Annotated in this window: 14 protein-coding genes; 9 read left to right on the top strand and 5 right to left on the bottom strand. The window is 48.0% G+C overall.

Going from position 1 to position 14,875, the window contains the following annotated elements:
- Nucleotides 1–113: 113 nt before the first annotated feature.
- The 4 genes from ACTHPG_RS23070 to ACTHPG_RS23055 all read right to left on the bottom strand — a co-directional run bounded on the left by ACTHPG_RS23070 (nt 114) and on the right by ACTHPG_RS23055 (nt 5,872).
- Entirely contained in the window at nt 114–1,151 is a 1,038-nt protein-coding gene (locus ACTHPG_RS23070; RefSeq protein WP_440391707.1) for a phosphotransferase family protein, read from the bottom strand.
- A 21-nt stretch (nt 1,152–1,172) separates the two neighbouring features.
- Nucleotides 1,173–2,147, bottom strand: coding sequence for an SMI1/KNR4 family protein (locus ACTHPG_RS23065; protein ID WP_440391706.1), 975 nt, complete (start codon nt 2,145–2,147; stop codon nt 1,173–1,175).
- Nucleotides 2,148–2,314: 167 nt separating this feature from the next.
- Nucleotides 2,315–3,346: a ribonucleotide-diphosphate reductase subunit beta gene (locus ACTHPG_RS23060; protein WP_105601435.1), complete on the bottom strand. Its 1,032-nt coding sequence runs from the start codon at nt 3,344–3,346 to the stop codon at nt 2,315–2,317.
- 192 nt (nt 3,347–3,538) lie between these two features.
- Nucleotides 3,539–5,872, bottom strand: coding sequence for a ribonucleoside-diphosphate reductase subunit alpha (locus tag ACTHPG_RS23055; protein ID WP_440391705.1), 2,334 nt, complete (start codon nt 5,870–5,872; stop codon nt 3,539–3,541).
- A gap of 776 nt (nt 5,873–6,648) precedes the next feature.
- Between ACTHPG_RS23055 and ACTHPG_RS23050 the strand changes: the two genes are divergently transcribed.
- The 9 genes from ACTHPG_RS23050 (at nt 6,649) to ACTHPG_RS23010 (ending at nt 14,044) form a co-directional block, all read left to right on the top strand.
- On the top strand, nt 6,649–6,975 hold the full coding sequence (locus tag ACTHPG_RS23050; RefSeq protein WP_440391704.1) for an MTH1187 family thiamine-binding protein: 327 nt from the start codon (nt 6,649–6,651) through the stop codon (nt 6,973–6,975).
- Nucleotides 6,976–7,207: 232 nt separating this feature from the next.
- Complete coding sequence (locus tag ACTHPG_RS23045) at nt 7,208–7,579, top strand: hypothetical protein (protein ID WP_440391703.1); 372 nt, start codon at nt 7,208–7,210, stop codon at nt 7,577–7,579.
- Between the two features lie 25 nt (nt 7,580–7,604).
- On the top strand, nt 7,605–8,837 hold the full coding sequence (locus ACTHPG_RS23040; protein ID WP_440391702.1) for an exo-alpha-sialidase: 1,233 nt from the start codon (nt 7,605–7,607) through the stop codon (nt 8,835–8,837).
- A gap of 107 nt (nt 8,838–8,944) precedes the next feature.
- Nucleotides 8,945–9,049, top strand: a complete 105-nt coding sequence (locus ACTHPG_RS23035) for a hypothetical protein (RefSeq protein WP_017690880.1) — start codon at nt 8,945–8,947, stop codon at nt 9,047–9,049.
- A 43-nt stretch (nt 9,050–9,092) separates the two neighbouring features.
- On the top strand, nt 9,093–9,200 hold the full coding sequence (locus ACTHPG_RS23030; protein WP_190945226.1) for a sporulation protein YjcZ: 108 nt from the start codon (nt 9,093–9,095) through the stop codon (nt 9,198–9,200).
- A gap of 211 nt (nt 9,201–9,411) precedes the next feature.
- Nucleotides 9,412–9,717, top strand: a complete 306-nt coding sequence (locus tag ACTHPG_RS23025; protein ID WP_440391701.1) for a hypothetical protein — start codon at nt 9,412–9,414, stop codon at nt 9,715–9,717.
- Nucleotides 9,718–10,701: 984 nt separating this feature from the next.
- Nucleotides 10,702–11,298, top strand: coding sequence for an RNA polymerase sigma factor (locus tag ACTHPG_RS23020; RefSeq protein ID WP_440391700.1), 597 nt, complete (start codon nt 10,702–10,704; stop codon nt 11,296–11,298).
- Nucleotides 11,295–12,278 carry an anti-sigma factor domain-containing protein gene (locus tag ACTHPG_RS23015; RefSeq protein ID WP_440391699.1) on the top strand — a complete coding sequence of 328 codons (984 nt, stop codon included), beginning with the start codon at nt 11,295–11,297 and terminating at the stop codon, nt 12,276–12,278. The genes ACTHPG_RS23020 and ACTHPG_RS23015 overlap by 4 nt, the downstream gene beginning before the upstream one ends.
- Nucleotides 12,279–12,532: 254 nt before the next feature.
- On the top strand, nt 12,533–14,044 hold the full coding sequence (locus ACTHPG_RS23010) for an HD domain-containing phosphohydrolase (RefSeq protein WP_440391698.1): 1,512 nt from the start codon (nt 12,533–12,535) through the stop codon (nt 14,042–14,044).
- Nucleotides 14,045–14,048: 4 nt separating this feature from the next.
- Here the strand turns inward: ACTHPG_RS23010 and ACTHPG_RS23005 are convergent, their stop codons facing one another.
- A complete protein-coding gene (locus ACTHPG_RS23005) occupies nt 14,049–14,702 on the bottom strand; it encodes a phosphatase PAP2 family protein (RefSeq protein WP_440391697.1) in 654 nt (217 codons plus the stop codon).
- Nucleotides 14,703–14,875 lie beyond the last annotated feature (173 nt).

Here is a 14,875-nt window from a genome sequence, read left to right as displayed (position 1 = left end):
AGATCATGTGGATCTTTGGCGGTTATATCTGTGCGTCAAGATGTTGGGCGACATATATGGAACGATACATACGTTAGTTTGGAGGTTGCTATCCTTGAGCAACCTGTCCAAATCTACTCATCCAGCAATGCGAGAATTGAATCAATGGACTGCTGAGCCCACTGTGCAAAAGGCAGGTCGGCCGCCCACGTCACTTGTCCTGTCGCTTTGGCTTCGCCCCACCACAAGATACGCTGATAGAGCAGGTGCATGCTGAGACGTGTGCGGAAGTGCTGGCATTTCTCCTCATCTGCTGCACAGATCAGATCCCGGTAGCAGCGAAGGAACTGTGCAGCGAGCTCCGGTTGACCCTCACGAACATACCTGGTGGATATTTTGGTTAGGTCGGCTGTACCGTCTCCGAAATAGGCGGTTGTAAAATCGAACAGTCCACTAATCTGCCACCCTGAAGAACGGTCGCCCACATGTTGAATCAGAATATTCTCGACCTTGAAGTCCCCCATGACAAAACTTGGAACAGCTCTGGAACGAAATGCTGGTTCAGCATTCTTAAATTGCTCGTCCACCCACTGGACATCTTCGTCCGTAATCACCGAGTACTGCTCAGCATCATGTAACCAATGGCGAATGGTTCCGTACAACCAGTCCAGATAGTCGCCTGCAAAGGAAACAATCTGCTGTGCTACAGGATCATATTCCCCGGCATCAGGGACCTTCCAGCGGTGCAGTTCAGCCAGAGTATGGGCTAACATGCAGGCGATCTCTTCCTGATCTTGCTGTGACAGTGAAGCCTGGAATGCTGGATCATACAGGTGATTTCCGGGCAGGCGCGGCATGATGGCATAACTCCAGCCCAAAAGTTCGGTATCTTCCTGTAATAAATAGGGGTCAGGGACAGGAATGGACGTATGTTTCGCCAGTTGTTCTACAAAGAACTTTTCTTCCTGTAACTGTCCTGCATATAAAGGATTTCCTTTCAGAATATACTCTCCATGGGAAGAGCGAATGAGCAGCGTCTGACCCATGACCCCTTTATCCGTTCGTCGATAGTCTTCAAGGGTTCCCAGGTCAAGCTCGTTCAGCGCATCCTGTAATGAAACTGCGGCCACTTCGCCAAGTTGATTGGAACCAAAATAGATACGGGTTGTCATATGGCCGGACCCTCCTGAAGTTTAGTCCTCATTTTCTTCGTCAGACAGTTCATACCAATCCTCATCGACCAATCCACGGATGAAAGCTTCAAAATTCGGTGCAAGATATGTAATCTCATAATCATTTTCCTGATCCACATGAACGACACAGGGTTCGCCTTCAGGACCACAGAAGCGATAATCCAACATAACGACATCATGGCCAGCGGATGGACAATCGCAGATCACAATCCCCAGGTCAGGGTATCCCCAATCTTCGATCATGAACCGACTCCCAAACTCTCCTCCAAGGGAATACATCTTGTCCCGGCCGATCCCCAAAATACTTGAAATCGCAATATGGTCCACAGCCCAGGAGGTTGCTTCTTCGGTTGGGAACACCGTTCGTGTAGGTATTCCGCCGTTTTGGGTATGCATAAGCTGAATATAGGAGGCAGGGAACTTGTAACCCAATTCGTGTTCAAGCGATACAATCATGGCTTCGTCAAAGGGGGCCGACACATGGTTATCCCGTGCATAATCACTCTGCTTCCAGAATGTCGCTGGGTTGTACGTTCCTGAAGCAGCACGAAGATGGTTCAACGTGCCGCGCTGCTCCCATGCTGTTACTTGTTCTTCATGGCGTTGTCGATCCCGGCGCATCTTCTCGGCTAAAGGTCGGATCTGACTAAGAAATTCAAGGGTGGATTCATCATGTGGCTGAAGTTCATCAGCTCTCTCAAACGCCAATAGTGCTTGTTCATAGTCGGCGATATAACAGTACGCGTACCCTAAGCGATATTGCCAAAGCGGGTCGTTTACCCCTTGCTCCTCGACAGACATCAGTTGGTGAATGGCTTCGCGGTAACGTGAATCATTGTTATAGGCTCTGGCGAGTTGACCAATCAGATCATAATCCCGTTCTGAGACAGGGATACGATCAATACGTTCAATAATGAGACTGAATTGGTCCTGCTCATGCCACAAGTTAATTTGGTCCAGCAGTTCTCTTTCCATGAATAGACCTCATTTCGTTAGGAGGAATGTGAATCTCTTACAAACTATCTTACAGGGTTAAGAGACAAAAAAACACTCCCGCATGCAGATAGCCATGAAGGCATTTCTATCAAAGGGAGTGCTGTAATGTGTGCTTATTTATATCGGAAATGCTTGATCAGAAGAATTTACAAATCGTCAAATCCGTTATCGTCGCCAACTTTACCGTAGTTACGGGATTTGGCTTCGAAGAAGTCGGTTTTGGTTGCATTCAGTGCTTCATCGGAGAATGGTTTGATCCAAGGCATGCAGTTTACATCCACACCTTCATATGCTTTTTCCATACCCATCAGACGCAGACGTTTGTTGGCGATGTACTTGATGTAGTCTTCCAACTCGTTCAGGTCAATGCCGCGTACGTTGCTGAGCGTGTAATGTGCCCAGTTGGTTTCGAGCTCAACCGCACGATTAATTGTTGTGTATACATACTCCATGTTCTCAGGTGTGTTCAGTTCAGGGAAGTCTACCAGCAACTGTTTGTATACTTCAGCGAAGAAATAACAGTGTTGGTTTTCATCGCGCTGGATATACGAGATCATCTGGCTGGTTGCCATCATTTTCTGGTCACGGGCCAGATTATAGAAGAAGGCAAATGTACTATAGAAGAAGATACCTTCGAGCACCAGATCGGCTACCATAGCCTGGAAGAACGTCTGTGGAGACGGCTCGTCCCGGAAGTTCTGATAGATATCAGCGATGAAACGGTTGCGGTCAAGCAGGACTGGATCATGTTTCCAGTATTCGAAAATTTCCTTTTGCTCCCGATCCGATACGATGGAAGACAGGACGTAAGAGTACGATTGGTTATGAACAACTTCCTGTTGTCCGATAATGGCCGAGATCGCCTCGAGTGAAGAATCGGTAAAGTAACGTTTTACGTCACCCACAAACATCGTCTGCATGGAATCAAGTACCGCGAGCAGGGAGATGTTTATTTTGAATGTACGTTGCTCTTCCTCGTCCAGTTGAGCAAACTGGGAAGCATCTTTGGACATGGGAATCTCGTCTGCGATCCAGTGGTTGAGCAGCAGTACTTTGTACAATTTGTACATATGAGGCATGCGAATGTCATTCCAGTTCAGGATACCGGAGCATTCACCTTCAATAATACGGGTGGATTGGTTAGGGGCTTCGGTGTTGAAAATTTTCTGTACTTGCATCGTCCGTTCACTCCTTGAAATTTCATAATGTTCTGCCGACAGAACCTAGGGACATCATCTATATCAACATCTTGCGATGCTGTGATCGTGTTTTAGGCAAAAAAGAACCAGGGCAACGCCATTTTGCAATCAAAACAGGATGCCCTGGTGGTCATCGTGAATCTAATCAACGTTCTCTATCACGGATTAAACTTAGCTTGCGCAAGAATCGCATTCTTCAATGGTTAATGCCCGGCTACGTACGTAATACGTCGATTTCATGCCGGCTCTCCAGGCGTGCAAGTGCAGTTCCAGGAATTCCGTTGCTTTGATATCCGGACGAACATACAGGTTGAAACTCTGTCCCTGATCGACGTGGCGCTGACGTGCAGCAGCCATATTGATGGAAGCATGTTGATCGACCATGAATGCTGTTTTGTAATACCAGATTGTTTTTTCGGACAGGTCCGGTGCCGGGTTGGCAATCTTGTATGTTGTTTTCTCTTCATAAGACAACAGTTCATAGAGCGGGTCAATGCTGGCCGTAGAGCCGGCAATGATGGACGTAGAACCGTTTGGTGCAATGGCGAACATCCAAGCATTACGGACACCGTTTTGCTGTACTTGGGTTTGCAGTTCTTTCCACTGTTCTGTTGTCACGAACTCGCCTACGCGCTCACCTGACGTGTAATCGCGTTGGTCGAAGTAGTGACCACTCTCCCAATCGGAACCTTTGAATTTCGGATAATGACCTTTTTCCTTGGACAGCTCCATGCTGGCTTTCACAAGCAGGTAGTTAATTTTCTCGTACAGATTATCATTATACGTTACCGCTTCATCCGACTCCCAGCGAATGCCTTCGAGAGCAAGCAAATGGTGAAGTCCGAATGTTCCCAGACCGACTGCACGATATTGGCTGTTGGTGTATTGGGCTTGCAGCACTTCGATGTTGTTAATGTCGATAACGTTGTCCAGCATGCGCACCTGGATCGGTACCAGACGCTCCAGTACATTGTGAGGCACGGCGCGTGCCAAGTGAATGGAGTTCAGGTTGCAGACAACGAAGTCCCCAGGTACTTTGGAAATCACGATGCGAGTCTGTCCATCTTTGGTTACGAGTTCTTCCTTTTCTACCACAGTGGCAGATTGGTTCTGCATGATCTCGGTACAAAGGTTGGAAGAGTAAACCATACCGTGTGCACTGTTCGGGTTCGCGCGGTTAACGGTATCCCGGTAGAACATGTACGGTGTACCCGTTTCGAGTTGGGATTTCATCACACGTTTCATGATATCAATCGCCTGAACGGTAATACGGGACAATAGCGGGTGGTTAACCGCTTCTTCGTATTTCTCACGGAACGTACCTTGGCCAAAGGACTCATCGTAGAAATCCTCCAGTCCGAGCGGACGACCGTTTTCGTCTTTCCAGCCCATCACTTTCTTCGTTTCATGCGGACAGAACAAGCTCCATTCGCCGCGGCTGGATACCCGTTCCATGAACAAGTCTGGCAGACAGATCCCGTGGAATACGTCATGTGCACGCATCCGCTCGTCACCGTTGTTTAGCTTCAGATCGAGGAAGGCGAGAATGTCTTTATGGAAAACATCCAGGTATACGGCAATGGCACCTTTACGTGTACCGAGTTGGTCTACGCTGACCGCTGTATTGTTGAGTTGGCGAATCCAAGGGATTACACCGGAACTTGTATTTTTGTGTCCACGGATGTCCGATCCACGTGCTCTGACTTTGCCGAGGTACACGCCAATGCCGCCGCCCATTTTGCTCAGACGCGCTACATCCGTATTGGAATCGAAAATGCCTTCGAGGGAGTCGTCGACAGTATCAATGAAACAACTGGAGAGTTGTCCAGCCACCTTTTTGCCCGCATTGGACATCGTAGGTGTAGCTGCTGTCATATACATGTTGCTCATCGCCCAGTAAGCTTCCTTGACGAGTTCCATACGTTTCTCGGCAGGCTCCTGATGCATCAGGTACATGGCAATAACCATGTAACGCTCTTGCGGCAATTCCATAACTTTTCCGTCAAAATCGTGAGCGAGGTAACGTTCAGCCAAGGTAAGCAAGCCGATGTAATCGAAGAGCAGATCGTTGCGGTAGTCAATGCACTCCGCAAGTTCGTCGATCTGTTCTTTAGTGTAACATTCCAGCAATTCTTCGCGGTAGATGCCTTTTTTCACGAGGTCTACAAGAAGAGGATGGAATGCGCCATAAGGCTCGTCCGGGTAAGACTTGTATCTGCGGTTGGTAGCCGCTTTTTTGTACAGGGAAGTGAGCAGGGAACGTGCAGCTGCAAATTTCCAGTTAGGCTCCTCTTTGGTTACCAGTTCCAGTGCGCTCATCATAAAAGCGTTGCTGATTTCGTCCCCGGTAACTTCATCACGGCGGAGCTTGCTGTTTACCCCGCGTACCAGACGTTCCTTGTCGAGCATGTCCAGTCCTTCCAGGATACGGTCGGCATACACCGAGATACGCATATCATCAAAGGCAAGCTGGCGGTTGTTCGGCTTGGTCACAACTTGTGGCATGAATATTCCTCGCTTTCGCATGTTTAAGAGATAAATTGGAGAAATTCTTTATATAAAGAATTGAGTGTCTTTCTTGCGGTGAGAAAAAGAAATAGGTTACGTTTTGCGGACTGAAACTGCGGTGACAAGTTCGTGTCTATAATCGCTCAACTTGAGGAGCACAAAGCAGCACAAATGCAGAACATGCTCATATAAAAAGCATTCTCCCGCCTCTCGGCTGAAAATGCCCATGGATGCTCTGGCTTCCTTGCTGTCTTCGAGGTTCGAAATATCGACAGACAAGGGTGCTTATGTAAGCTTTTGTCTATATGCAGATGTGCCTGTAGTTTGAGGATACCGGATGCAGTCCAAACAGCCCCGTTAACCTCCATGTCAACTCTGTTTCGAGAAAGCGATTTACACCTACAGGGACGTGCCTTTGGAGGTGATTTCATCCTGTTTTTCATGCGAAAGCAGAAGGTGACTATTAGAAGCGGAGAAATCTAGCGTTACTACATTTTGTAGCTGTCAACATACTGTAACCCAACATATTGTGTTTGTAAAGTGGGCAGAACCAGTAAAACGTAATTCCGAGTATACCATTTAAGCCAGGAATCCGCAAAGGAAAAGGACTGGAAGATTTGAAGATTTATCAAAAATTTTTTTTGAGGAATTTGAATGACGTGTTCACGTCAGTTTGAATTGTAACGCATTCAACTGGTAGAATAAAAACAGTCAAAAATCGACTAAAATTAGCGGCAGCGGTTGTTCACGGGGCCCAGAGGAGGCGGAGCAAAATGGCAATAGCAGAAGTGACGGTCATTCCAATCGGAACGGGTACAACGAGTCTAAGCAGTTATGTGGCGGACATGCAAAAAGTATTGGAACATCAACGGGGCATTACATATCAGTTAACTTCCATGAGCACCATTATTGAGGGACCGCTTAACGATATCTTTACAGCAATTGCTGCTCTGCATGAGGCACCGTTTCTGTCGGGTGCTCAGCGTGTGTCCACATCTGTCAAGATCGACGACCGTCGTGATAAACCGGATGCCTCAAGTATACAGAAGTTACAATCGGTTCAGGATAAACTGACATCGCTTCATGTAAAACCAAATTAAAACCAGGTTAACAGAGCATGACGTCTATAAAGGAAATAGTCTGATATCACAGATGCAAGTCCCTCAAGGGGCTTGCATTTTTTCTTTGTAAGCTACTTTTCAAACGTAGTCGATTCTTTAAAGGATTCTCTCAAAACATGGTATATTCTGCCGTGTCTTTTATGAGGCAATTACATATTTTACAGTATACTGTCAGGCTGTGTCGGCGGCGGTATAGAGGAAGGGAGGAATTATGATGCCTTATAGTACAGGTCTTCTCTATAACTCTCCAACGGGAGGAGACCGTGCCACGCAATTAATTGTGACCTGTTTGAACGATTCTCTCAATATCTCATCCAATATTGAGCTTCAGGTCTTTCGTTGGGATACCTCCCAGACGGCCCGTATTCCAATCGGTCATGATCTGTTCCAGTTGGGTCCCCAAGTGTCCAGAACCTTGTTGTATACGCTGAACACAGCGGATTATTTTGAGGTACAGAGTGATTTTTTTAGCGCAACCAGCACGCTTATTCAGGCGTATAGCTTGGACTCCGTGGGCAATGTTACACAGCGTGTGCTGCAATCGGAGATGGTATGGATCGACCGATTTACCAATATTCCATAATTTCAACAGACGGAGGTGAATGCAGATGCCAGTTGTAAATATTACTGGGGCATTGGGAGGCAGCCAGTTTGAACCGTCCATTGCGGTGAACGAATTACTGCCCAATATCATGTGTGTTGTTGCCGTCGATACAAGTACCGGACCAACCAGAACGGGATTCTACCGTTCGATTGACGGAGGGCAGACCTGGTCGACCACGACCCTGCAGCAGCCGCCCGGATACGAGGGCGCGGAAGCGCCAACGATAGATTATACCTTTCCAAGCACATTCATTGTGACGGTGCATGTATTCAATGGGGATAACGACGGAACCATTATCAGCTATACGTCTCTGGATGACGGAGTGACCTGGACTCCGCCTGTATTTGTTAACAGAGGTTACGGACTTATCGTTCACAATGACGAACCGCTTGTTGCCTGTGATCGTACACCAGGCAGCCCGTACCGAGGGAATGTTTATGTAGGTTATACTCCGCTGGCAACAGCGGCATCTTCAATCTTTTTACAACGATCTGTCGATGTGGCATCAACCTGGCAGATTCCCAGCAGGATCTCCAACCCCAGAGGCTTTCATGATCGGGCGACCATCGGGATTGGGTTCACAGGGGAAGTCTATGCCGGCTACATCCTCACGGGTCCGGGCAGCGCGTATGCGTTACTTCGGACATCTTACGACGGAGGCGTTACATTCCAGCCGCCTATAGGTAATCAGTCCACGCTCATAGCCTCTGTTGTGCCTTCACCGCAGGTTCTGCCTGTGCCCAATTATGCATTTCGTGTTCAAACCAACTTGAATCTTACTGCAGATATATCGAACAGTGTCTATAGTGGTAGGGTCTACGCCGTTTGGAACGATGCTCGGAATGGCTATACGGATGTATTCATGTGCAGTTCACCAGACGGGTTACTCTGGAGTGAGCCAGTCAGTATTACAGCAGCACCAGCAGGAACACAGAATTTCTTTCCTTCCATTACCGTATCTCCATTTACGGGCACAATACGGGTCATTTATTATTCCAATCAGATCAATGGTTTTTTACTGGATGTCTATGCAGCGGAGTCATTTGACGGGGGAGCGACCTTTGCCAACCGAAGACTCACCACGACCTCATTTAATCCAAACGGAAACTCGCCAACCCCGACAGTCCTCATCGGTGACTATATCACGGCTTATACCCAGGCACCCGACAATCTGGCTGCGGTGTGGATGGCCACAACCCAACCTACAGGCAAGCTGGATGTCTACTTTGGTTCGTAAGATTACCGTTGTTAAGTTTGACACCTGCCCATTTTTGACCTGAGCCCGGTCCCATGTGTGATTGGTGCATATAGTGAACTGTACCTCAAATCAAAGGAGGGGTTTACATGAGTGGAGTAGTAGGTGGATACGGCGGCGCATGGACATCGACTGGCGCGATCTTGGTTCTCTTTATCTTGTTGGTCATCATCTCTAAAGCATTCTTGATCTAATAAACCGCTTGGACCCTAATATATTCGTAAAGGAGGGTTCTACATGGGCAACGTAGTTGAAGGCGCAGGATACGGCGGCTGGACATCGACTGGAGCAATCCTGGTTCTGTTCATCCTTCTCGTAATCATCACTAAATCATTCTGGGTATAATATGGCGAGCTCTGCCGGGCAACCGGTGGGGTTTTTTTAGTTGAGGACAAGCACGTTCGATAGACATGGATAAGATAGCTAAGGTGAAAAGGGAAGAAGGAAACTGCATGGCTAAACGCCCATTTTGTCAAAATGAGGGCAAGAGCCCGGTCCAGAGGTAGGCAGAATACATAGCTTAGGGGTGTAGGCAAATGTTAAGGAGGAATGAACAATGAGCGAAGTAAAACCAAACTCACCGAACGGACAGGGGCATGTATACGGACATATGGGAGGAAATGAACACATGTATGGATATCAATACACAGGTTACGATATGCACGGATATAACTGCGGCACAATGCCAATGGGCTACGGTTACGGACACCAGCCTAATCAGGCTCCAATGATGCACGGTTACGGTTATCAGCAGGGTTGTGGAGTATCCTATGGTCATGGTGGCGGAAGCTGGGGCTCCATGGGTACGATCCTTGTACTGTTCATCTTGTTGGTTATTATCTCCAAAACAATGTTTATCTAAGTGTTTTGTGAATGCAAGGAGGCTTTGCTGATCGTGACGCGTTACGATAGGGGCTGACTCAAGTAGCTCTAAATAAAAAAAACCGAGCTGAGTGATGGGGCATAAACGTAGCATGATTCAGAACGGGACAGCGTAGGAAACGATCCTGCGTGTCCCGTTGTCCTTTTGTTACTTCGTGAATCGTTTTTAACGAACTCCATAAGCTCTATTCCATGAATTCCCCCATTTCCAAAGTTTAACGAATCGTAGACATCTTATGATCTGAATCGGGGCATGTTTGGAGCCTATACTCTTGAAGTGACATGGATTAACGTGGTTGAGATTCGTTAGATTTTACATAACACTGAAATCTTCAATATAAGGTGTACAGGATTCTTTAGCGTTTGGTGTGTCCGATAAGCGGAAGGAGAGAGAGTTTATCCCTAAATGTAAGGTGTCTGACAGTCTGTAGAAGGTGCTGAAATGTGTATGTAGACATAGATAAACACCCGGAACCCAATTCCGGGTGCTTTGTGTATGTTTTCAATCTTCTCAAGAATAAGTGATATCCAAAACAACAAAAGCCCTACCTCTCTTTTGTCCTTGCGGCTCCGATGACCGCGCCAGTGTGAATGGGAACATCTTGTGAAACTCTGTACTACCGGGTTATTGTGATTCAGGTTCTTCAATCTTCATAGGTTGATTGTGCATAATTCGCTGCGGTCGCAGCATGAAGAAAATATTCCGGGGTTTAAAGAAGACAGAAATCATATGAGGTTGTTTGATACAACTTTTATAGTATACCACAGGTTGTAATATTTTGCAATAAAAAGGAAAGCGTAAGCAGAGCAACATGTTTTTCGGACGATTTTTAAGTTAGAGGGTGAAAATTTTAATTTGAAAAGATAAAGAAAATTTTCAAACTATTTCTTCACGGAGGTAATCCTCTTCAAAAGATTCTGCGTAGGTTATAATAAGAGGGAAGAAACAGAAAGGGGCCCTCGCATGACTGAATCGATGGAGGACAGCAGGTTAATGCGGCAGATTGCGGAACGTGATGCCTCCGCACTGGAGCTTTTATATGATCGTTATGAACGGGCGGTGTATTCTTTTGCCTATCGGATCGTTGGCGATCCCATGACGGCAGAAGAGACCGTTCAAGAGCTTTTTATGCGGGTCTGGAATAATGCTGAACGTTACGATGCCTCACAGGGGAAGCTGACCACATGGATGTTTGCGATTACGCGTAACATTGCAGTGGACATGCTGAGGCGGAAATCGAAAGGGGCAGCGTCTACTTCAGTTGAACACGAGACACTGGCGGCCTATGCCGATGAGCATACGAATACGGAAGAAGAAGTGCAGCGTAAATGGGAAGGTAGCCGAATTAAAGAGGCGTTGTCCCAACTGAATGGTGATCAGCAACAAGTTATAGAATCGATATATTATGCGGGATTAACCCAGCAGGAAGTATCCAGCCGATTCGGGATTCCGTTGGGTACAGTAAAGAGCCGTGTCAGGCTTGCCATGCGACAGCTTCAGAAGTTGCTGGCCGATGCTGAATTGCATCCGGACGCGGGAAGGGAGGGCATACATCCATGATAGAACGACATGAGGAGTGGTCTGATCTGGCACCGATGTATGTGCTGGGCGGACTGGAAGCAGAGGAAGTGGCAACGTTTGAAGCGCATATGGCGAATTGCGAAGCATGTCGCCAGGAAGTGAGGGAATTGCAGGAAGTGACTGGCTTCCTGCCACTTGCGGCGGAACCTGTAGCACCGCCATCAGGCATGCGAGCACGTGTGCTGGGCAACGTGCTCGGACATATGCAGGAGAGCGCCGAGGCGAAGCCAGCGGCTGCTCCTGCACAGCCTGAAGCACCCGCGGTGCTTCAGGAGGATCTTGCGCCGCAGCACGCACGTGCGGCGCAGCCCGGGCCAGGCTTGCCGCCGGTTACGGCGGTGCCTGCGGCCCGGGTGGAAGAGGCTGCCCAGGCACAGCCATGGCAGCCACAAGGGCGCGCGCGTGCGCGCAGCAGCCGCGCCTGGCGCATAGCCAGTGCTGGCCTTGCGGCAGCAGCGCTGGTGTTTGGCGTGTACGCGGCGCAGCTGCAGAGCCAGATCGACTCGCTGACGCAGCAAGCGGCGAGTTCGTCGGCTACGCAAGAGCAATTGGTGCAGGCACAGGCGCAGAATGCGCAGCTGCAAGAGCAGCTGGCATCAGCGCTGGAACCTGCACAGGGCATGCAGACTGGCGAGGCGGTGAAGCTGAATCCTGCAACGCAGGATATCGTAGCTCAGGGACTCGCAACCATCGTTATTGACAGCAAGGGCACTCACCTGGTTGTGCAGGCGGAGAACCTGCCGAACCTGGAAGGCAACGAAGCATTTCAGGTTTGGTTAATCAAGGGAGATACGCCTCAGAATGCCGGGACGTTCCTTAGCCGTGACGGCACGGGAGCGGTATACTACACTTTGGATTCGGCCAACGACTATGATACCGTTGCAATTACGCTTGAACCGGATGCCATGGGGGACGAACCGCGCGGTACGATGATTCTGGCTGCCAAGATCAAAGGATAAATATAAAAATAGGATGTATCACAAAAGGCTGCTCCTTCATGGAGTGGCCTTTTCGGGGTTTCCAGACCATCACGGGGGATCAGAAAGGGGGCGGATTTTTTGAAACGATTCGATAGATGGAGTTCCGGTGTCTACTCATGGGATTTTATTAATTTTTTTAGTTGGAGCAACCGATAAACAAATAGAAGGCAATACCCCTAATCTCCCCGTATCTCATGGGAGAAGTGGTTGCACATAGAGAGTGAGGGGTTCAGTTGGAAGTATACCGTTCATTTATCTTTCGCCTGATACGCAATTATCTGATCGGTTCAATGGCGGCTGTTTTTGTTGTCGGTACAGTGGCTATGGTATCTACCTTGCAAATACCCAATATTCAGTTTGTCCGACTAATCTTTATTGTATTGATATCGCTCCTGTTCATGCTGGTCGCAGAATTAATCACGCTCTGGGTACAACTAGGTCCCATAAGACAATTTTTTGCATCGGAGCATCATGAAAAAGATGACTTGAATCGCATGTATGAGAATATTCATCGTTTCCCCGGACAGACGATATATCGGATTATGGGTCCGCACATGCTTGGTTTTTCACTTCCGGCAGCCGGATTAACAATGTGGATGATATCCACGGGGTGGCTTGAGTTCCCTTACGGGTATATTGTGGTGGCCGCCGCGTGCGCCTTTTTGATTGCCGTTATGCATGCGCTGATTGAGTATTACCTAACAGTTCGGGCGATTAGACCCCTGTTACTTGAGATTCGTCATCGAGGTAAAGTTCAATACGGGATGGAACCTTCACTGGGCGGACGCATCCTGGTATCGATTCAGCGAAAATTTCAGCTGAGTACGGCACTGATTGGTCTGTTTCCTCTGTTTTTATTTTTCTTGGCTACCTATATCCGGCTTCAATATATGGACAAAGAGTTTGCAAAAGAGTATATCCTGTGGGGAATTCTTATCGTAGTTCTGGGCGCGGGTTTTGCGCTGGTGGGGAGCTGGCTGTTGATTCGTGATGTTCGTGATCCGGTTGCTGAGCTGACACATGAGATGAACCGGATTCAGGGTGGAGATCTTGGCAGAAGAGCTCCGGATCTGTATGCGGATGAATTCTCGGCATTGATCTCGGGGTTCAACATGATGATCAATCGGCTGGAGATGAGGCAGGAACGCAATCGACAGCTGTTGCAAAGTTATTTTTCTACGTTGGCAGCTGCATTGGACGCCCGGGATAAATATACGGCAGGGCATTCCATGCGTGTGGCAGAGTATTCGCTGATGATCGGCAAACTGAGCGGTATGAACGAGGAACAGGCGGATTTGCTGTACAAATCAGCCCTGCTCCATGATATCGGGAAGATCGGCATACCTGATGAGGTGTTGCTAAAGGATGGGAAACTAAGCGATGAAGAATTCGCAATTATTCGCACACATCCCGTACAGGGAGAGAGCATTCTGCTTCAAATAGAACCCATTGATGCCATGGCTGACTTTCTGCCTGGTGTACGATCCCATCATGAAAGATACGATGGCAAAGGATATCCGGATGGGATGGTTGGTGAGGAAATCCCCCTATTTGGCCGCATCATTGCGGTAGCGGATGCCTTTGATGCCATGACGTCGGATCGACCATATCGGAATGGGATGAGTCACGAGAAAGCGCTAACGATTTTGGAAGAAGGAAAAGGGACCCAATGGGACCCCTATTTTGCAGGTTTGTTTATTGATGAATGGAGACGACAACAGCATCTTCAGAAGCCATCGAAGTGAGGGATCAGTTGATCCCCTCTGTCCACTTCGATTCTTTTCTGCGTCTCCGGTGTAGAGCGAGGCCGGTTACGATCGTGAGAACACATTCGCCGAGTATGATTGCACCCAAGGCGTCATAGACCACATGTTGTTTGATCATAAGCGTGGATACGATAATGGTTGCGGCACCGGCAGCGACCAAAATCTTGATGGGTTTACGAATGCTTGGGACAGAGAGCACAGCACGCATAACGAGATAAGAGTGAAGAGAATGGATACTTGGAAAACAATTATAAGGACGGTCCTGGCTGTAGAGCCATCCGAGAATAGAGGCTCCAAGGCCTGTACCTGTTAGTTCCGGGCGCGGTACCATGGTCTGAAAGTTGAAGTAGATGAGATAACAGATCCAGACACAGATATTCATGGATAACAAGACGCGATAATACGTCAGGCGATCCTTGGCACACAGGTAGGCGAGCACACCGAATACAAACGGGTACCAACCCAAATATGGGATGGACATGGCGGGTACATAGGGAATGATCCGGTCAAGCGAGGAATCCAGTATGACGAACCCGCGTTCCGGACTATTGAGAATATCATAGAATAGTCCCATGACAGCCAAGGACAACATCAAACTCAATGACAGCCAATAGGATTTGCTTTTTAACAATTGCACAACAGCGTTTCTCCTTTCATTTATGCTCCGAGGAGCATGACCCCAACAAATAACTAGTTAAAATTTAAACAACAATATATTCTACTACGTTCAGCGCACAAATTGAATCCTGATTTGTGTATTTTTGTGTATTTTTTTGCTGAAGAAGGAATGTCGAAGTTTCAATGGGCATG

Source organism: Paenibacillus sp. SAF-068 (assembly GCF_051967555.1).
GTDB lineage: Bacteria > Bacillota > Bacilli > Paenibacillales > Paenibacillaceae > Paenibacillus.
This window is presented reverse-complemented; position numbering and strand designations above follow the sequence as displayed.

Excerpts from the sequence above, each read along its gene's own strand:
- ACTHPG_RS23055 (WP_440391705.1), bottom strand. The coding sequence starts at position 5,872 with ATGCCACAAGTTGTGACCAAGCCGAACAACCGCCAGCTTGCCTTTGAT.
- ACTHPG_RS23015 (WP_440391699.1), top strand. The coding sequence starts at position 11,295 with ATGATAGAACGACATGAGGAGTGGTCTGATCTGGCACCGATGTATGTG.
- ACTHPG_RS23065 (WP_440391706.1), bottom strand. The coding sequence starts at position 2,147 with ATGGAAAGAGAACTGCTGGACCAAATTAACTTGTGGCATGAGCAGGAC.
- ACTHPG_RS23030 (WP_190945226.1), top strand. The coding sequence starts at position 9,093 with ATGGGCAACGTAGTTGAAGGCGCAGGATACGGCGGCTGGACATCGACT.
- ACTHPG_RS23070 (WP_440391707.1), bottom strand. The coding sequence starts at position 1,151 with ATGACAACCCGTATCTATTTTGGTTCCAATCAACTTGGCGAAGTGGCC.
- ACTHPG_RS23020 (WP_440391700.1), top strand. The coding sequence starts at position 10,702 with ATGACTGAATCGATGGAGGACAGCAGGTTAATGCGGCAGATTGCGGAA.
- ACTHPG_RS23035 (WP_017690880.1), top strand. The coding sequence starts at position 8,945 with ATGAGTGGAGTAGTAGGTGGATACGGCGGCGCATGGACATCGACTGGC.
- ACTHPG_RS23040 (WP_440391702.1), top strand. The coding sequence starts at position 7,605 with ATGCCAGTTGTAAATATTACTGGGGCATTGGGAGGCAGCCAGTTTGAA.
- ACTHPG_RS23060 (WP_105601435.1), bottom strand. The coding sequence starts at position 3,346 with ATGCAAGTACAGAAAATTTTCAACACCGAAGCCCCTAACCAATCCACC.
- ACTHPG_RS23025 (WP_440391701.1), top strand. The coding sequence starts at position 9,412 with ATGAGCGAAGTAAAACCAAACTCACCGAACGGACAGGGGCATGTATAC.
- ACTHPG_RS23045 (WP_440391703.1), top strand. The coding sequence starts at position 7,208 with ATGATGCCTTATAGTACAGGTCTTCTCTATAACTCTCCAACGGGAGGA.
- ACTHPG_RS23050 (WP_440391704.1), top strand. The coding sequence starts at position 6,649 with ATGGCAATAGCAGAAGTGACGGTCATTCCAATCGGAACGGGTACAACG.